The sequence below is a fragment of the Nocardioides flavus (ex Wang et al. 2016) genome (assembly GCF_014653115.1).
GTDB lineage: Bacteria > Actinomycetota > Actinomycetes > Propionibacteriales > Nocardioidaceae > Nocardioides > Nocardioides flavus.
Genome location: NZ_BNAD01000013.1, coordinates 1 through 18,426 on the forward strand (window position 1 = coordinate 1; position 18,426 = coordinate 18,426).

Genomic DNA, 18,426 nt, shown 5'->3' on the forward strand with positions numbered 1-18,426 from the left:
TCACCCGCATCGCGTTCGGCTTCCACTCACCCCAACCCCTCATCGCGCTCGCGATGCTCAGCCGCGGCCCCTACAGACCAGCCCTCCCAAGCCGAGCATGACCCACACATCAGTCAGGAGAGCCGGTTACCCGGTGGTTCATGAACTTCTCACCCGTTGCAACCGGTGAGAAGCTCACGCATCACCGGTGAACCGGTGGTTCCGACCGGACCACCTCGAGGCCGCCGCCGACCCGCTCGGCCACGGCCGCGAGCCGGGCGCGGGTGATGTCGGCGACGGTCGCCAGGCCGGCGAGCCGCGCGTTCGAGCCCTCCCGGGTCGGCTCGGCGGAGTTGATGCTCACGCACCGGCGGGTGCCGCCGTCGGCGGCGTTGGCCAGCGCGACCGCATGACCGGTGGTCCCGCTGCCGGCGAACGGGTCGAGCACCACCACGTCGTCGGGCAGCGTCGAGAGGATGCGGCGCACGAGCCCGGTCGGCTTGGGCGACTCGAAGACATGGCCCACGAGCGCCTTGAGCTCGGCGACCGCGGTGTCGGTCGACCCGATCTCCTCGGCGAGCCAGATGGTCCGCAGCTTCTTGCGGCGCCCGCCCTCGCGGTGCAGCCAGTCACGCTGGAAGATGTCGGCGCGCTCACCGCCGCGGCCGCGGATCACCCGGCACTCGAGGTCGTCGGACCGCTCGTCCACGCGCGGACGCGACCACCGCCACACCGCGGGACGGCCGTCCCCGAACACCGGCGTGAGCGCCAGGCTCCCGGCGAACTGCGTCGTCGAGACCCGCCCGGTCGCCGGGTCCCCGTACAACGGGTAGTGCAGGGTGGGCGTGGTGAGCGGGTTGAACTTCTTGTTGGTGTTGCGCAGCGGGAGGTAGCGGAAACGTCGCCCGTCCGCGGTGCTCAGCGGGAAGTCGGCCTCGTCGACCGACTCGGTGGTGCTCCCGTCGACGACGCAGTCGGGCAGGTGCCGTGCGTACGCCAGGACGTACTCGTGGCTGGTCGCGAAGCCGCGCCCGAGCTGGCGACCCTTGGGATTGAGGTTGACCACGACCTGGGCCAGGAAGTTGGCCTCGCCGAACACCTCGTCCATCAGCAGCCGCAGGTGGGCGACCTCGTTGTCGTCGATGCTGACGAACACCGCCCCGTGCGGCGCCAGCACGGTGCGCACCGCCTCGAGTCGCGGGCGCATCATCGCCCTCCACGCGGCGTGCCTGCCGGCGTACGGGTCGGGGTGGGTGTCGTCGCGGAACCGGTCGGCGTAGGCGAAGTCGTTGCCGGTGTTGTAGGGCGGGTCGGTGTAGACGACGTCGACCGAGCCGGGCGCGAGCCGGGGCAGCACGTCGAGGTTGTCGCCGACGTGGAGCGTGTTGCACACCCGCCCCAGGGACGGGTACGACGACGCGGCGGGCACGTCCGGCAGCCTAGGCCGTCCGGACCGCCCGCCCGTCGCGTACGCCGGACGCGCAGGTCCCAATTTTCCCACCCGTCCCACGACGTCCTTTACTCTGGAGCGCGTGCCTTCCTCCACGCGCCGCCTCCTGACCGCCGCCCGTCCCGTGCGGGCACTCCGCCACCGGTGCCTGACGATCGCCACCGCCGGCGTGCTCGTGGCCGGTGTCGCCCTCAACGTCGGCGTCGCGCCGTCGGTCGCCGACGACGGCGCCGCGCAGGGCCGGGGCCTCACCTCCGGCACCGACAGCGGCTATCGCGGGCGCAACCAGACCTCCGACGGGCGGCCCGGCACGGTCGTCGGCCCGCCGGTCAGCTTCCGCGGGCGCGCGGCGCAGGTCAAGAACGACGTGAGCTACGAGATCGCGCCGGGCGTCGTGCTGCGCGAGTGGGACCAGGTCGACGGGCGCCAGCCCGTCGGGCAGGTCCGGATGAACCTGGTCACCGTCAGCCTCGACGCCGCGAACATCTCGTTCGAGGAGCTCTCGCCGAGCTTCGTCACCAGCCGCAAGACCGTCAGCCAGCTCGGCGGGTGGAACGACGTGCTGACGGCCGTCAACGGCGACTTCTTCGACATCGGCCGGACCAACTCTCCCCTCGGCGTGTCGGTCGACCGCGAGGCCGGCATCCTCACCGGCTCGCGCGACGGCTGGATCCCCGGCGTGAACTCGACGCTGTGGTTCGACGCGGCCGGACCGCACGTCAGCCCCATCACCGTGCAGAACACGATCCGCCAGCGCAGGAAGTGGCCGGTCAGCGGCATCAACCACCCCCGCATCCCGGCCGGTGAGATCGGGGTCTTCACCCACGCCTTCAACCGCACCCCCGGCTACCAGGTGACCGGCGGCAAGAAGCGGGCCCGCGAGGTGGTCCTGCGCAAGAACCGCGTCGTGTCGAACCGCCCGAAGCTGTCCAGCGGCATGAAGATCCGCAAGAAGGACAAGGTCCTCATCGGCACCGGGCAGGCTGCCGGCAAGCTCAAGAACCTGAGGAAGGGCAAGAAGATCACGCTGTCGACCCGCTTCTCCGGCGGCAAGCCCACCGTCGCGGTCAGCGGCGACCGGCCGCTGCTCGTCAACGGCGTGCGCTCGGTGGTCAACAACACGATCGCCCACCCGCGCACGGCGGTCGGGATCGACGCCGACGGCCGCAAGCTGCTGATCCTCGTCGTCGACGGACGCTCCTCGGCGAGCCGCGGCTACACGATGGTCGAGCTCGCCGACCTGATGACCGCCCTCGGCGCGGAGAACGCCATCAACCTCGACGGTGGCGGCTCCTCCACGATGTACACCCGCACCGGCACCGGTGCCTTCGGCGTCGTCAACGAGCCCTCCGACGGCGGCGAGCGGCTCGTGCCCAACGCGTTCGGTGTGGTCTACCACGCCGAGCTGCCGCCGGTGGTCCCGATCCTGCCGCCCACCCCGACGCCGACGCCCACCCCGACGCCCACGCCGACGCCCACGCCGACGCCGACCTCCTGAGCGAGGGCGCCGCTCAGGCGTCGGGCACGTCGAACACCACGACGTACGTCACCGGGGCGAGGCACTCCACGGTGTTCCTGGGGAGCGCGGGCACGACCTCGAACCCCGCCTCGCCGGCGTCCACGGCCACGCTGCGCGGGGGCTCGCACCCGGTGGACACCACCGAGCCGTAGGGGGTGGCGCCCGGCGACCGGAGGTCAGCCACGGCGGCGGAGACCTGCGCGGGCAGCCCGGCCCGCAGGTCCACGACGAAGTCGTCGACGGCCTGCTCGGTGTCGAGCGCGAAGGCCAGCGTCGACGGGGACCCGCCGCCCTCGGTCGCCTGGAGCAGCAGCACCTCGGTGACCCCGGCGGACCCTACGGCGCGCAGCGCCTCCGGGGCGCCCTCGGTCGGCGACGACGACTCGGTCGGCGTCTCGCCGGGCGTCTCGCCGGTCGTCTCGCCGGTCGTGCCGGCAGGATCCGTCGCGCTGTCGTCGCCACCGGACGCGCAGGCCGACAGGGCGCCGAGCAGGACGAGCCCGGTCAGGCGCGTGGTCAGGGACAGCCCGCGTGCGATCGAGGAGGTCAGCATGGTGCTTGGACGGTAACCGCGGCGCTGCGGATCCTGCGTCCCGGCGCGCGCGCACCGGGACGTCGCGTCGACGCCGGGCCCGCTCTTTGGCAGGCTGGCGCCATGAGCGGCCCCGAGACCCACGCCGAGCCGGTGCGCGAGGCCGTACGTGCCTATGCCGCGCGGCAGCCGCAGCTCGTCGCCGCGACCGCGGGGTGGGTCACCCTCGTGCGCACGCTGCTCGACGACGCCGGCATCGACTACCTCAGCGTGACGGGGCGCACGAAGAGCGTGGCGTCGTTCTCCGCCAAGGCCAACCGCGTCGAGGGCGGGGAGCCGATCTACGCCGACCCCCTCGAGCAGGTCACCGACCAGATCGGCGTCCGCGTGATCACCTACGTCCACAGCGACGTCGCCGCCGTGGCCGAGCTGCTCGACGAGGAGCTCACGATCCTCGACGACCGCGACCTCGGCGAGGAGACCGCCCGGTCGGGTCGCTTCGGCTATGCCAGCCGCCACCTGCTCGTACGCATCGACGACGGCGACGAGGAGCACGCCGACCTGGCCGGCGAGCGGGCCAGCATCCAGGTCCGTACGGTGCTGCAGCACGCGTGGGCCGAGTTCGAGCACGACATCCGCTACAAGGGCAACGTCCCCGAGGACGCCGCGGCCGACCTCGACCGCCGCTTCACCCTCGCGGCCGGCCTCATCGAGCTGGCCGACCGCGAGTTCGCCACGATCCGCGAGCGGATCCAGGCGGCGGCGCCGGGCAGCACCACCGAGGCCGACGCCGACCACATCGTCGGCCAGGAGCTCGCGACCTTCCTCGCCGGGCACTACAGCGACGCCGGCTGGTCGCACACCGACCACTACGACTGGATCGCCGGACTGCTCGCCGAGCTCGGGATCGACAGCATCGACGACCTGGCCGACCTGCTGACCTCGGTCGACGCCGACGCGGTGATCCGCCGGATGGGCTACCGCTACCCCGCCGGGGCCGTACGCCGCCTCGACGACGCGCTGCTCGCGGTCTTCGGCGAGCAGTACGTCACGCTCGAGGGCAACAGCCACCGGGTGCCGCTGCTGCGCGCCCGGCTGGAGAAGCTGCGGACCACGCCCGAGGGCTGAGAAAGTCCGCTGGACCCGCCCCCCTAGGGTTGCGGCATGCCACGGCCCTCCTGGACCACCGTCACCCCGCCGCTGGCCGCGGTCGCGCTCGCCGTCGCCTGGCCGCTGCACCCCGAGAACGCCCTCGTGCTGGGCCTGCTCGCCCTCGTGCTCGTCGGTGCGGTGCTGGCCGCGGTGCACCACGCCGAGGTCGTGGCGCACCGGGTCGGGGAGCCGTACGGCTCGCTGGTGCTGGCCGTGGCGGTGACCGTCATCGAGGTCGGCCTGATCGTCACCTTGATGGTCACCTCCGACGGCAGCAACGCCGGGCTGGCCCGCGACACGGTGTTCGCGGCGGTGATGATCACCGTCAACGGCATCGTCGGCCTCTCGCTGCTGGTCGGCGCGCTCAAGCACCACCTCGCGGTCTTCAACCCCGAGGGCACCGGCGCCGCGCTGGCGACCGTCATCGCCCTCGCCGTGCTGTGCCTGGTCGTGCCGTCGGTCACCACGTCCGAGCCCGGCCCCGAGTTCACCGGCGCCCAGCTCGTCTTCGCGGCCGTCGCCTCGCTGGCGCTCTACGGGATGTTCGTCTTCACCCAGACCATCCGGCACCGCGACTTCTTCCTGCCGGTCGCGCCGCAGCAGTACGTACCGGTCGTCGCGGGTCCGGGCGCGCCCGCCGAGCACCCGTCAGCGGCCGGGGAGTCCGGCTCCTTCGAGCACGAGCCGGTCGACGAGGACGAGGACGGGCACGCCGACCCGCCGACCGCGAAGGCCGCCCTGACCAGCCTGGCCCTGCTCGTGGTCTCCCTGGTCTCCGTCGTCGGGCTCGCCAAGATCGAGTCGCCGGCGATCGAGTCCGGCGTGTCCGCGCTCGGGTTCCCGTACGCCGTGGTCGGCGTCGTCATCGCCCTGCTGGTCCTCGCGCCGGAGACCATCGCCGCGGTCCGCGCGGCCGTGCGCAACCGCGTCCAGGTCAGCCTGAACCTCGCCCTCGGCTCGGCCATGGCCTCGATCGGGCTCACCATCCCGGCCATCGCGGTCGCCAGCATCTGGCTCGACGGCCCGCTCGAGCTCGGGCTCAACCAGCTCCAGACGGTGCTGCTGGTGCTGACCGCCGCGGTGGCGATCCTGACCGTCGTCCCCGGCCGGGCCAAGACGCTCCAGGGCGGGGTGCACCTCGTGCTGCTCGCGTCGTTCCTGTTCCTGACGATCGCGCCGTAGGTCGTCGACGATCATCGTGGAGTCCGTGTGCCGGGATGCGGCTCACGGACTCCACGCTCGCGTCGGAACCACCGGTTGACCGGTGATCCCGACGCGGGAGCGGAGCGGCGTACGGCGGGGCGGCGAGCGCTCAGCCGAAGTACGTCGCGTAGATCTCGTCGTAGCTGCCGTCCTCGCGCAGCTCGGCCAGGGTGCTGTTGATGCTGCGCAGGAGCGGGATGTTGCCGTCCTTCTTCACCGCCATGCCGTACTGCTCGCCGGTGTCGAACTCCCGGGAGAGCTTGAGGCGCGGGTTGTCGGCGACGAACTGGCCCGACACGGTGTTGTCGAGCATCGCGGCGTCGAGCTCGCCCGCCTCGAGCGCGGCCTGGAGGCCGGCCGCGTCGTCGAACGTGACGACCTGGGTGTCGTCGGGGGCGAAGTCGGAGAGGTAGGTCTCGCCCGTGGTGTCCTTCTGCACCCCGACCCGCCGGCCGGCGAGCTCGCGGATCTCGTCGAGGCCGGAGCCCTTGGGGGTGATGAGCGCCTGCTTGGCGTCGAAGTAGGGGCTGGAGAAGTCCAGGACGCGCGCCCGCTCGCCGGTGATCGTCATCGCGGAGATCGCCACGTCGCACACGTCGTTGTTGAGCGAGGTGCCCGAGGTGATGTCGTCGAACGACACGTCGACCACGTCGAGCTCGGCGTCGAGGCTGTCGGCGACCTTGCGCACGAGGTCGATGTCGAAGCCGGTGGGCTTGCCGCCCTCCTCGTACTCGAACGGTGCGTACGGCATGTCGGTGCACACTGTCAGCGCGCCGCTGAACACGAGGGACACCTCGGTCAGCGCGTCGGCCTCCTCCCCGGCGGCGCTGCCGCCGCAGGAGCTCAGCGTGGCCAGGAGGGCCACTGAGGACAGGGCGGCCGCCGCGAGGCGGGCAGGGTTCGTACGGCGGGTGGCGCGGGTCATGGGGTCAGTTCGCATTCACGGTGAGCGACTCGCGAAGTCGCATGAGGGCGTATTCGGTGATCTTCACGAGCGCGCCCTTGGCCTGCTCGCGGTCGCGGGCGTCGAGGCTGATGATCGGCACGTCGGCCGGCAGGGCCAGCGCCGCGGCGATCTCCTCGGCCGGGTAGCGCGGGACGCCGTCGAACTCGTTGACGGCCACGATGAACGGGATGCCCTTGGACTCGAAGTAGTCCAGTGGCGAGAACGACTCGTCGAGCCGGGCCACGTCGACCAGCACGATGGCGCCGATGGCGCCGCGGCACAGGTCGTCCCACATGAACCAGAAGCGGCGCTGGCCCGGCGTGCCGAACAGGTAGAGGACGAGGTCCTCGGCCAGGGTCAGTCGACCGAAGTCCATGGCCACGGTCGTGGTGGCCTTGGTGGGCACGGCAGCGAGATCGTCGACGCCCTCGGACTCGTTGGTGACGAGTGCCTCGGTGCGCAGCGGGTCGATCTCCGAGACGGCGCCGACCAGCGTCGACTTGCCGACGCCGAAGCCGCCGGCAATGACGATCTTCGTCGACGCAGCCGCACGCTGTGCCTTAGTAGTTTCGAAGTCCACGGAGGGTCCTTTCGATGAGCTCGAGACGCTCATCTGTCGACGTGCTGTCGTTGATGGTGGCCTGGATGCGGACCAGGCCCTGCTCGATGAGGTCACCCAGCAGCACCCGGGTGACGCCGATCGGCATCTTGGTCAGGGCCGACACCTCGGCCACGGAGCGCCGGTCGCAGACCTCGAGGACCTGCGCGGCGGACGGCGAGAGCACCGGTGCCTCCGCACCGGCCTGGAGGCGGAGCGTCGCCTCCATGGCCAGCTCCACCTTGGCGGCCGTCCGCCCGGCGGTGAGGGTGTAGGACCGGATGAGGCGAGGGCGGTACGCCTCGTCCTCCGGCTCGTGTGGCGGCGTCATGGCGCGGAGCCGGTCAGCCGCCCGTACCGACGCGGGCCTGGGCCTCGACGGTACGTCCCACGCGGTCCACCAGCAGAGCCATCTCGTAGCCCACCTGGCCGATGTCGGCCTCCTCGGTGGTGAGCACGGTGAGGTTGGAGCCGTCACCCACGCTCATCAGCATCAGGAAGCCCATCTCCATCTCGACGATGGTCTGCATCACCGAGCCACCCTCGAAGAGGCGGGCGGCGCCGACGGCGAGGCTGGCGAGGCCGGAGGAGACGGCCGCGACCTGCTCGGCGCGCTCACCCGGGATGCTGGTGCTCGAGGCCATCAGCAGGCCGTCGGCGGACACCAGGATGGCGTGCGCGGCGTCGGGGACGTCGTCGACGAATCGCGACATCACCCAGTCGAGGTCACGGTCGTCACCAGCGGTGCTGGGGGCGGCGGCGGTGGCGGAGTCGTGAGTCATGCGGGGCCTGCTTCCGTGTGCTGAGAGGAACTTTGGGCTGCTCGTCGACCGCGGGAGACCCCCGCGGTGTGTGCCTGGAGGCGGCGGCGGATCGCTTCGGGGTCGCGCGTCTTGGCTGCCGTGGGCGGGGTCACGCTACCGGGGACGAGGCGCTCACCGGGGGCGCGACGCGGGAGACCGACCGGGGTCGACTCGACGACCGGCGCCTCCTCGGCGACGTGCTCGGCGATCTCCCATCCGCGGTCGACCTCGGTCTCGTGGAACTCGCTCGGGTCGCCGGTGAGCCAGCCCGACCGCATCGACTTGAAGATCGGGGACTCCCCGCCGGACCGGGCCGGCTCGGCACGGTGCGGGAGACCGTTGCCGTTGGTCCCGTTGGCCCCGTTGGCCCCGTTGGCCCCGTTGGCATGGGCGGCGGGAGGCTCGTACGCCGGTTGCTGCCAGGCGGCGGCAGCGGGGGCGGGCTCGGGCACCGTCTCGACGACCGGCTCCGGGAGCTTCTCCGTGACCGGCTCCGTGACCGGCTCGGCGACGGGCTCGGGCGCGCTCGCCCGGACCGGCGAACCCAGGCCGAGCGGGTCGCTGGCGTCGACCTCGACGTCGGGCTCAGCGGACGGTGCCGGCGCAGGCTCGGGCTCCGGCTCGGCAGCGGCCACCGGCTCGGGCTCGGGCTCGGGCTCCGGCTCCGGCTCCGGCTCGTCGAACGCGTCCGCCGGCAGCGGGTCCGAGAGCGGGTCGTGGGCGCGGACCGGCTCCGGGGCCGGCTCGGGGGTCAGCTCGGAAGCCGTCTGCGCCACGGGCGCCTCGACAGGAGCCTCCGGCACGCCGGCGGGCTCGTCGGAGGTGGCGTCGGCGCGGTTCTCGTCGACCGCCGGGGCGGACTGGGCGACGCGGGCCTCCTGCTCGGCCTGGGCGCGCTGTCGCGCGGCGAGGGCGGTGATCGGCACCACGCGTGCGACCTTCTCGGCGCGCCCGGCGCCGGCACCCTCGCCGGCGGTGGATGCGGCGGCCGAGGCGGCGGGCGTCTCGGAGGGCTCGGCGCGCTTGCCGAAGAGCGGGCCGCTCGTCGTGGAGGTCTCCGGCGGCAGGAACGCGTCGGCGCCCGTACGGGGCATGTTGGCGCCGGGGTCGCGGCGCGGCAGCAGGCTGCCCAGCGGCGGCCGGTCCGGGGTCGGCTCGGACCCGCTGGCGGTCGCGGCTGCCGGAGCCACCGGCTCGTCCGCACCGCCCTCGGGAGCACGGTCGGCAGTGGTCACCGGCGCGGCCTCGACCTCGGCCCCCGTGGCGGCAGCGGCCTCGGACCCGGCGTCCTTGTTCGCGTCCTTGTTCGCGTCCTTCTTCGCCGCCTTCGCCTCGGCGGCTGCCGCACGCTCGGCGGCCTTGGCCTCGGCCTTCTCCGCACGGGCGCGGTTGCGGGCCTCGCGCTTGGAGAGGACCGGAGCGGCGACCGCGGCGGTCTCGAGGACCTCGCTCGAGCTGGTCGAGCTGGTCGAGGCGGGCGCGCTCGCGGCCGTGGCGGCCGGGGCGGCAGCGGTCTGCACCAGGTCGGGAAGCACGCTCAGCGGCAGGGTGACCGTGGCCGTCATGCCGCCACCGGGGTTGCGCGACAGGTGGGCGTCGATGTCGTGACGCTCGGCGAGGCGCGACACCACGAACAGGCCCATCCGGCGTGCGGTGTCGGGCGTGGCCTCGGCGCCGTGCTGGAGGTCGCGGTTGAGCTGCTCGAGCTCGGCCGGCGGCACCCCGAGACCGGAGTCGGTGATGGTGATCGTGACGCCCTCGGGACCCTGCTTCGCCGCGAGGCGCACGGGCTCGGTCGGCGGCGAGAACGACAGGGCGTTGTCGACGAGCTCGGTGAGCAGGTGGACCACGTCCGGGGCGGCCTCGTCACCGACGCGGGTGTTGAGGTTCGACAGGATCTGCACGCGCTGGTAGTCCTGCACGCCCGACGTCGCGGCCTGCAGCGCCTCGCCGACCGTCAGGCTGAACTGGCCGGCGGCACGGTTCGGCGCGTCGGCCAGGATCAGCAGCGAGTCGGCCGTACGGCGCATGCGCGAGGCGAGGTGGTCGAGGCGGAACAGCGACTCGAGGCGCTTGGGGTCCTCCTCGTCGTGCTCGAGCCGCTCGATCTGGGCGAGCTGCTGGTTGACCAGCGAGGTCGAGCGACGTGAGAGCGTCACGAACATCGCGTTGACGGTCTGGCGGAGCTGGGCCTCGCCCGAGGCGAGGTGGATGGCCTGGCGGTGGAGGTCGTCGACCGCACGCGCGACCTGACCGATCTCCTCGTTGGTGGTGACGTCGATCGGCTTGATCGGCTCGGGCTCCTGGCCCGCGCGGATCCGCGCGACGGCGTCGGGCAGCCGGTGGCGAGCCACGGCGAGCGCGCCCTCGCGCACCTTGCCGATGGGGCCGAGCAGGCTGCGGGCGACGAAGAAGGCGAGCGCGATGGCCGCGCCGAGCGCGAGGAGCGTCAGGACCGCGCCGACGAGGGCGTTGCGCTGGGCGTCGGAGGCAGCCTCGTCGAGGGTCTCGGTGACACCGCTGACGAGCGTCTCGGTGATCTCGTCGTAGGGGACGTAGGCGTCGCGGCCGTCGAGGTTCGTCGCGGAGTCGTCGCGGATCTGCCCGGCGTGACGGGTGTTCTGCGTACGCAGCAGCGCCGTCTGCTCCTCGGCGCCCTCGACGGATCCGGCGAGACGGTCGATGGCCGCCGCCTCCACGCCGATCTCCGAGAAGAGCTCCTGTGAGCTCGACTGCGACAGGGTGGTGGCGAGCAGGCCCTGCTGGAGGGCGAGGGACAGGCGGCCGCTCATGACCTGGGAGAGCTGCTCGAGTCGGGGCTCGGGCGTCTCCTGGGCGGCGTTCACGCTCGTGATGAGCTGCGAGACGCTCGACTCCAGCTGACGTACCAGCGCGATCCAGGTGGCCGGGCCGAGGGTCTCGGCGCCCTCGCCGCGCATCGCCTGGCTCAGGTCGAGCAGCGCGTTGACGTGGGCGGTCTGCAGGTCGTCGAGGTCGGCACTGTCGCGGGCCTGGACGAGCGCCTCGGCGTTGGTGGTGATGTCGCTGATCGCGTCGATCAGGTCACCCTGGCTGGCGGCGCTGTCGGTCTGCGCGGCCACCATCGCGGCCTCGGAGGCGGTGAGGTAGTCGACCGCGGGCTGGATGATGGTGACCTGCTGGGCGCTGCGGGACGCCTGCCGGGAGTCGCCGTAGTCGCCGGCCACGCGCAGGCCACCGAGGACCGCCGCGAGCAGCAGCGGGATCGCCAGCGCCAGGGCCATCTTGCGGCCCAGCGGCCAACCGGCGACCGAGAGACCCGCGCCCTTGCGGGGCCGGGCTGCATCCTGAGTCATGTGTGCCTCGCGTTTGGTGAGCGACTACGACGTCGAAACGAACCGGTGGGGGGAACCGGAGCAGACTCAACCTAAGGAGTCTTGCGACATTCCGTGGCGTTTTCGCAGAACTGGGGTGGTGGGGGTGTAAGGGGCCGGGACGCACCCCGTGGAGCGAGCGCAGTGTCCCACCGGCACCACCGACCACACCGAGACCCGTGACCGAAGCGTTGTGAGTGACGGGTGGGACGACTGGGTGTCGTGACCCCGCGGCGTCGCCGAGGGTTCATCGCGCGGCCCCTTCCGCGGCGGGCGGCCGTACGGCAGGCTTCGGCGCCATGACCCCACATCTCGGGAAGGGTCGGACCCTCGGGGCTGCCCTCGCCTCCCTCGCCTCCTCCCTCACCCTGGCGCTGTCCCTCGTCCTCGTGCCGGCCGTCTCGACGCCGGCCGCGGCCGCCACGCCGCTCACCGTCAGCCAGGCCATCGGCCAGCAGACCGGCGCGACGCAGACCGTCCGGGGCTACGTCGTCGGGCAGCCGACCGCCACCAACACGGTCGTCCGCTCCGGCTTCCCCAACGACTACGCGCTGGCGATCGCCGACTCCGCGTCGCAGACCAGCACCTCCTCGATGCTCTACGTGCAGATCCCCTCGGCCTTCCGCTCCCAGTGGGGGCTGCAGAGCAACCCGTCGCTGATGGGCAAGCAGATCGACGTGACCGGCACGCTCTCGGCGTACTTCTCCCACCCCGGCATGACCAGCACGTCGGCGTTCGCGCTGTCGGGGGGCGGCACCACCGAGCCCCCGCCGACCGGTGGCACCAGCCCGTGGGACTCCACCTACTACGCGCCGGCCGTCGGCAACACCGGCACCGCGCTGCGGACGTCGCTGCACGACATCATCGACAACCACACCACGCTGTCGTACTCCACGGTGTGGACCGCGCTCAAGGACACCGACCAGGACCCGCGCAACAGCGCCAACGTCATCGAGCTCTACACCGGGCGCTCCATCTCCAAGAGCCTCAACGGCGGCGACGCCGGGGACTGGAACCGCGAGCACGTGTGGGCGCAGTCGCGCGGTGGCTTCACCACCAGCGCCGGCCCCGGCACCGACCTGCACCACATCCGCCCCGAGGACGTCACGGTCAACTCGATCCGCGGCAACAAGGACTTCGACAACGGCGGGGCCGCCGTCTCGGGCTGCACCGACTGCTGGACCGACGGCGACTCCTTCGAGCCCCGCGACGCCGTCAAGGGCGACGTGGCGCGGATGCTGTTCTACATGGCGATCCGCTACGAGGGCGACGACGGCTTCACCGACCTCGAGATGAGCTCGACGGTCGGCACGTCGACCTCCCGGCTCGGCGACCTCGAGACGCTGCTCGCCTGGAACGCCGCCGACCCGGTCGACGCCTTCGAGATGCGACGCAACGACCGCATCCACGCACAGTGGCAGGGCAACCGCAACCCGTTCGTCGACCACCCCGAGTGGGCCGCCGCCATCTGGAACTGATCTGGCGACACCTTGTTCCGGGTCCCCCGTTCGCGTCCGTCGCTACGGGGGACCCGGTAGATTCCGGGGCAGTCACGTGACCGTGCCGCGGTCACACCGGTCTCGGAGGATGTCGCACCATGGGCGAGCAGCTGACCCCGCCCACCGACGGGGAGTCGGTCGAGCGTCGCCGGCAGCGCGCCGTCGAGGCACTGGGGCTCAGCGTGCCGCACCAGCAGCGCCGCGACGAGCGCTTCGACCGCATCACCCGACTCGGCAGCACCCTGTACGGGGCCGCCTGGTCGTCCATCACCGTGCTCGACGGCGGTCTCGCGTGGTTCCCCAGCGCGCGGGGCTTCGAGATCCCGCTGATGTCGCGCGAGGACACGTTCTGCTCGCGCACGACCAGCGTCGGCCGCACCATCGTCGTGCCCGACGCCTCGCAGGACCCGCTCTTCGCCGACCTGCCCGCCGTCGTCGACGACGGGATCCGGTTCTACGCCGGCGTCCCGCTGACCGACCTCCTGGGCAACGTGGTGGGCGTGTTCTGCATCTACGACCACGCGCCGCGCACCCTCAGCGACGACGAGCTGCAAACGCTGGAGGACCTCGCCGCCTGGGCCCAGCACGAGCTGGTCTCCTCGAGCGAGATGCTGCGCGCCGGGCGCGTGCAGGCGGCCATGCTGCCCGCGAGCCCCATCGATGTGGACGGCTGGCACGTCGACGGCATCTGCCTGCCGGCCCTGACCGTCGGCGGCGACCTCTTCGACTTCGCACTGACCGACGGCGTCATCCACCTCGGGCTCGGCGACGTGATGGGCAAGGGCACCGGCGCCGCGCTCATCGGCGCCGGCGTGCGGGCCGCCGTGCGCAGCACCCACCCGGCGGTCGTGTCGGGCGCCGACCTCGGCGCCACGACCAGCCGCGTCGCGCGCACGCTCCAGGACGACCTCGACCGCGGCGAGTCGTTCGTGACCCTCTTCCAGTGCGCCATCGACGTCCGGGACGGGTCGATGCGGTTCGTCGACGCCGGCGCGGGCCTGTGCGTCATCGTCCGGGCCGACGGCGCGGTCGAGCGACTGGTCAGCGAGGACCGACCGATCGGCATCCTCCCGGACGACTCGTGGACCGAGCGCCGCACCCACCTCGCGCCCGGGGACCGGATGCTCGTGTTCAGCGACGGGCTGCTCGACCTGCTCGAGGACCAGTCGCGCTGGTGGTACGACATCGCGCGCCTGGTCGCCGAGCACGAGGAGCCGGCCAAGCTCCTCCTCGCCCTGCGCGACTTCGCGACCGCGCGGGTCAGCTTCGACGACGTCACCGCCGTGGTGGTGCACCGCAGTCGCGAGGACGAGCGGTGAGCCCGGCCCGGCGACTCGTCGTACGGGTCGTCGCGCTCGTCACCGCGATCCTCGGCGTCAACTACGTCGCCTGGCGCTGGTTCTTCTCCGTCAACTGGGACGCCTGGTGGATCGCGGTCCCGCTGGTCCTCGCCGAGACCTACAGCCTCGTCGACTCGCTGCTGTTCGGGATGACCGTGTGGCGGCTCAAGGGACGCGGCGAGCCCCCGGAGCCAGAGCCCGGCCTGAGCGTCGACGTGTTCATCGCGACCTACAACGAGCCGATCGGGCTGGTCCTCGAGACCGCCCGCGCCGCCGAGCGGATCACCTACCCCCACCGCACGTGGATCCTCGACGACGGCAACCGCGCCGAGCTCCGCGCCCGCGCCGAGGCCGAGGGCATCGGGTGGATCACCCGATCCGCGGACTGGGCCGGCATGCCGCGCCACGCCAAGGCGGGGAACCTGAACAACGCCCTGCTCGCCACCGAGGGCGAGTTCCTGCTCATCCTCGACGCCGACATGGTCCCCGACCCCGACATCCTCGACCGCACCCTCGGCTACTTCCGCGACGAGCAAATGGCCCTCGTGCAGACGCCGCAGTGGTTCGTCAACGTCCCCGAGGACGACCCGCTCGGCAGCCAGGCGCCGCTGTTCTACGGGCCGATCCAGGAGGGCAAGGACGGCTGGAACGCCGCCTTCTTCTGCGGCTCCAACGCCGTGATCCGCCGCGAGGCGCTCATGCAGCTCGGCATCTCGCGCTACGCCGGGGAGGTGCAGGTCGCCGTACGGCGGGCCCTGCGCGCGGCGCGGTCGGTGATCGCCAAGGCCCGCAAGGACGTGCCGGCCGACCAGGTCGAGGTGCTGGCGGCCCTCGACGACATCGCCCACGACATCGAGCGCGCCCGCCGCGACCTCAAGCGTGGCGAGCCCCTGTTCGACGTGACCTACCGCTTCCAGCAGCGCGTCGCCAGGACGCGGCGTGAGCTCGTCGGCGCCGACCTGCGCGCCCTCAACGCCGACCTCGCCGTCATCGCCGGCCTCGACCAGCTCGCCGGCGACCCCGGCCAGAGCCTGGCGACCATCGACGAGACCGCCCTGGACCAGCTCGCCGACCGTGAGTGGTCACCGCTCGGCGCGGTGGAGACGGTGGAGGCCCTCGTGCGCTCCATCGACGTCGACCGCGGCGGCGAGGCCCAGCCGATCATGCCGATGGCCACCATCTCGGTCACCGAGGACATGGCGACCTGCATGCGCCTGCACGCGCTCGGGTGGCGCACCGCCTACCACGACGAGATCCTCACCGGCGGCCTCGCGCCGGAGGACCTGCAGACCATGCTCACCCAGCGGCTGCGCTGGGCCCAGGGCACGGTGCAGGTCTTCTTCCGCGAGAACCCGCTCGTGCAGAAGGGGCTCTCGCTCGCCCAGCGCCTGATGTACTTCGCGACGATGTGGAGCTACCTCTCGGGGTTCGCCGCGGTCGTCTACATCGCGGCGCCGATCGCCTACCTCACCCTCGGGGTGCTCCCGGTGCAGGCGCTGAGCACCGACTTCTTCGTCCGCCTGGTGCCGTTCCTCGTGGTCAACCAGCTGCTGTTCTTCGTCGTCGCCGACGGGAGGCCGACGTGGCGCGGCCAGCAGTACTCCCTCGCCCTGTTCCCGGTGTGGATCCGCTCGTTCACCTCGGCCTTCGGCAACGTCTTCCTGGGACGTTCGCTGGACTTCGCCGTCACCCCCAAGGAGAAGCGCGAGCACACCGGTCCGCGCTGGGACCTGGTCCGCCCGCAGCTGGTGGCGATGGGCCTGCTGGTGCTCGCGCTGGTGATCGGCGGCGTACGCCTGGCGCTGGGTCACGCGAGCGGGCTGGGCACCGTGCTCAACATGGTGTGGGTCCTGTTCGACCTGCTGGTCTTCTCCGTGATCATCAAGGCCGTGCGCTACCGGGGCTTCGAGCCCGAGCCCACACCCGAGCCTGCCGCCGAACCGCAGCACCGCCAGTCCGTCCACCAAGAAGGAGCAGCATGATCGAGTTCGACGTGACCACCACCGCCGACGGGATCGGGGTGGTGGTCCCGCGCGGCCGCCTCAACATGGTCGCGGCCAGGCAGCTGCGCGAGACGCTCACCGGCCTCGTCGAGGGCGGCAGCACGCGGATCGTGGTGGACCTCGCGGAGACGACGTTCCTCGACTCCTCCGCCCTCGGCGCCCTGGTCGCCGGCCTCAAGACCGCCCGGCAGTCGGGCGGCGACCTGCGCATCGCGCGGCCCACCGAGTCGGTCATGACGGTGTTCCGGCTGACCAACCTCGACACGGTGCTGCGCCCGCGCGACGACGTCGAGAGCGCGTTCGATGCCTGAGTCACCCGTCGCCGTCGAGCGGATCGAGGCGCCCGTCGAGCCCGAGAGCCTCGACCTCGTCCAGGACCGGCTCGAGTCGTGGCTGGCCGACCACGACGGCGTGTCGGTCACGGACCGCACTCGGTTCGAGATGGCCCTGGTGGAGATCGTGGCCAACGTCGTCGAGCACGCCTTCGCGCTCGACGCCGACGTCCGTGGCCGGCTGCTCACCGTCGAGCTGCGGCTGACCCGCGAGCTCCTCGAGGCCCGGCTGTCCGACAACGGCCTCCCGGCCGCGCTCGACCTCGGCGCGGTGACCATGCCCGACGAGGACGCCACCTCCGGACGCGGTCTCGCGCTGGCCGTCGCCGCCGTCGACGAGCTCACCTACGACCGCGTCGACGGGTGCAACCACTGGAGGCTCGTGTGCCGTCGGGCCGCCGGCTGATCGGTGCCGCCCTCACGCTCGCCCTGAGCCTCGCCGCGGCCACGCCGGCGCTGTCCGGGACCGGCGCGACGGCGACCGCGCACCACGGGGGCGACGCCGCGCCGGCGCCCGCCCCGGGCCAGCCGTGGTTCGGTCCCGGGCTGGACTGGGAGCGGGACCTCCCCGCCGACTACGCCGACCGGCTCGGGGAGACGCCGTCGCTCTACGCCCAGCGGGTGCGCTACCCGCTCGGCGAGGACGACCGCCGCTACCTCGCGCAGTTCGCCGAGGCGGCGGCGACCCAGGGCGCCGTACCCCTGCTGACGCTCGAGCCGCAGGTGGCGCTCACCGAGCTCGGCCGGCAGGACGCCGGCGTGCTCGCCGACGACCTCGCCGACCTGCACGAGCGCCTCGACAGCCACTTCCTGGTCCGCTTCGCGCCCGAGATGAACGGGTCGTGGACCATCTGGGGCCAGCAGCCCGACCGCTACGTCGCAGCCTTCCGCACGGTGGCCGACGCGGTGCACGATGCAGCCGGGGACCACGCCGAGATGGTCTGGTCGCCCGCCTACGGCGCGGGCTACCCGTTCGGACGGTCCTACGGAGCGGTCGACGCGGCCGGCCGGCGGATCGCCCGGGTCCTCGACACCGACGGCGACGGCAGCGTGGACGACGGCGACGACCCGTACGCGCCCTACTTCCCCGGCGAGGCCTACGTCGACTGGGTGGGGCTGTCGCTCTACCACTACGGCGACCGCCAGGACTTCGGCAACAACGCGGCGCCCGCCCCCGGCGAGCTCGAGGCGCGGCTCGACGACCGGTTCGGCTACGGGGTGCGCCGGCAGCGTCGGTCGTTCCACGACCGCTGGGCGAGCAGGGCCCGGCCGATGCTCGTGGAGACGTCGGCGCTCTACAACACCGCGAACGACCGCGGTCGCCCCGAGCGGGCCCTCAAGCAGGCCTGGTGGCGCCAGGTCCTCGCCAGCACGACGTCCCGCCCGGCCATCGGCGCGATCAGCTGGCTCGAGCTCACCCGGCCCGAGGCCGAGATCGACGACGAGGTCGCGGACTGGAGGGCGACCCACACCCCGGCCATGGCCCGGGCGCTGCGCCGGGACCTGGCCTCGTCCGACGTACGGCTCGGGCCGGTGACCGAGGTGGTGCGTCCGTCCCACGAGGCGGCGAAGGACGCCCCTGCGGGCGACTCCTCACCGGACGACGGCGGACCCACCGAGGCGCTCCCCGCCTGGGTGCCCGTCGGGCTGGCGGTCCTCGCCCTCGGCTGGCTGGCGCTCCGTCTCGCCCGGCGGCGCACGCAGCGGTGACCCCGCG

Annotated in this window: 16 protein-coding genes; 9 read left to right on the forward strand and 7 right to left on the reverse strand. The window is 72.5% G+C overall.

Features of this window, described 5'->3' with window-relative positions:
• Window positions 1-181 precede the first annotated feature (181 nt).
• Entirely contained in the window at window positions 182-1,408 is a 1,227-nt protein-coding gene (locus IE200_RS16800) for a site-specific DNA-methyltransferase (protein WP_229856708.1), read from the reverse strand.
• 103 nt (window positions 1,409-1,511) lie between these two features.
• On the opposite strand from IE200_RS16800, the gene IE200_RS16805 reads away from it, so the two are divergent.
• Window positions 1,512-2,927, forward strand: coding sequence for a phosphodiester glycosidase family protein (locus IE200_RS16805; protein ID WP_191280640.1), 1,416 nt, complete (start codon window positions 1,512-1,514; stop codon window positions 2,925-2,927).
• Window positions 2,928-2,940: 13 nt separating this feature from the next.
• Here the strand turns inward: IE200_RS16805 and IE200_RS16810 are convergent, their stop codons facing one another.
• On the reverse strand, window positions 2,941-3,501 hold the full coding sequence (locus IE200_RS16810; protein WP_191280641.1) for a hypothetical protein: 561 nt from the start codon (window positions 3,499-3,501) through the stop codon (window positions 2,941-2,943).
• Window positions 3,502-3,603: 102 nt separating this feature from the next.
• On the opposite strand from IE200_RS16810, the gene IE200_RS16815 reads away from it, so the two are divergent.
• Window positions 3,604-4,608: a GTP pyrophosphokinase gene (locus IE200_RS16815; protein WP_191280642.1), complete on the forward strand. Its 1,005-nt coding sequence runs from the start codon at window positions 3,604-3,606 to the stop codon at window positions 4,606-4,608.
• 36 nt (window positions 4,609-4,644) lie between these two features.
• Complete coding sequence (locus IE200_RS16820) at window positions 4,645-5,814, forward strand: calcium:proton antiporter (protein ID WP_191280643.1); 1,170 nt, start codon at window positions 4,645-4,647, stop codon at window positions 5,812-5,814.
• A 130-nt stretch (window positions 5,815-5,944) separates the two neighbouring features.
• Here IE200_RS16820 and IE200_RS16825 read toward each other — a convergent pair whose 3' ends face one another.
• The 5 genes from IE200_RS16825 to IE200_RS16845 are packed head-to-tail and all read right to left on the reverse strand — an operon-like array spanning window position 5,945 to window position 11,517.
• Window positions 5,945-6,760 carry an ABC transporter substrate-binding protein gene (locus IE200_RS16825; RefSeq protein WP_191280644.1) on the reverse strand — a complete coding sequence of 272 codons (816 nt, stop codon included), beginning with the start codon at window positions 6,758-6,760 and terminating at the stop codon, window positions 5,945-5,947.
• A 4-nt stretch (window positions 6,761-6,764) separates the two neighbouring features.
• A complete protein-coding gene (locus IE200_RS16830; protein WP_056906137.1) occupies window positions 6,765-7,361 on the reverse strand; it encodes a GTP-binding protein in 597 nt (198 codons plus the stop codon).
• Window positions 7,342-7,710, reverse strand: a complete 369-nt coding sequence (locus IE200_RS16835) for a DUF742 domain-containing protein (RefSeq protein ID WP_191280645.1) — start codon at window positions 7,708-7,710, stop codon at window positions 7,342-7,344. Before IE200_RS16835 ends, IE200_RS16830 begins: the two co-directional genes overlap by 20 nt.
• 13 nt (window positions 7,711-7,723) lie before the next feature.
• On the reverse strand, window positions 7,724-8,161 hold the full coding sequence (locus tag IE200_RS16840; RefSeq protein ID WP_191280646.1) for a roadblock/LC7 domain-containing protein: 438 nt from the start codon (window positions 8,159-8,161) through the stop codon (window positions 7,724-7,726).
• Complete coding sequence (locus IE200_RS16845; protein WP_191280647.1) at window positions 8,158-11,517, reverse strand: sensor histidine kinase; 3,360 nt, start codon at window positions 11,515-11,517, stop codon at window positions 8,158-8,160. Before IE200_RS16845 ends, IE200_RS16840 begins: the two co-directional genes overlap by 4 nt.
• A 317-nt stretch (window positions 11,518-11,834) precedes the next feature.
• Here IE200_RS16845 and IE200_RS16850 point away from each other — a divergent pair, with 317 nt between their 5' ends.
• The 6 genes from IE200_RS16850 (at window position 11,835) to IE200_RS16875 (ending at window position 18,419) form a co-directional block, all read left to right on the forward strand.
• Entirely contained in the window at window positions 11,835-13,013 is a 1,179-nt protein-coding gene (locus tag IE200_RS16850; protein WP_191280648.1) for an endonuclease, read from the forward strand.
• A gap of 119 nt (window positions 13,014-13,132) precedes the next feature.
• On the forward strand, window positions 13,133-14,353 hold the full coding sequence (locus IE200_RS16855) for a PP2C family protein-serine/threonine phosphatase (RefSeq protein ID WP_191280649.1): 1,221 nt from the start codon (window positions 13,133-13,135) through the stop codon (window positions 14,351-14,353).
• Window positions 14,350-16,356 carry a glycosyltransferase gene (locus tag IE200_RS16860; protein WP_191280650.1) on the forward strand — a complete coding sequence of 669 codons (2,007 nt, stop codon included), beginning with the start codon at window positions 14,350-14,352 and terminating at the stop codon, window positions 16,354-16,356. The genes IE200_RS16855 and IE200_RS16860 overlap by 4 nt, the downstream gene beginning before the upstream one ends.
• Complete coding sequence (locus tag IE200_RS16865) at window positions 16,353-16,688, forward strand: STAS domain-containing protein (protein WP_191280651.1); 336 nt, start codon at window positions 16,353-16,355, stop codon at window positions 16,686-16,688. The genes IE200_RS16860 and IE200_RS16865 overlap by 4 nt, the downstream gene beginning before the upstream one ends.
• Window positions 16,681-17,115: an ATP-binding protein gene (locus tag IE200_RS16870; RefSeq protein ID WP_191280652.1), complete on the forward strand. Its 435-nt coding sequence runs from the start codon at window positions 16,681-16,683 to the stop codon at window positions 17,113-17,115. The genes IE200_RS16865 and IE200_RS16870 overlap by 8 nt, the downstream gene beginning before the upstream one ends.
• The gene (locus IE200_RS16875; RefSeq protein WP_191280653.1) at window positions 17,094-18,419 is read left to right on the forward strand and encodes a glycoside hydrolase family 26 protein; all 1,326 of its coding nucleotides are present in this window, start codon (window positions 17,094-17,096) and stop codon (window positions 18,417-18,419) included. The genes IE200_RS16870 and IE200_RS16875 overlap by 22 nt, the downstream gene beginning before the upstream one ends.
• Window positions 18,420-18,426 lie beyond the last annotated feature (7 nt).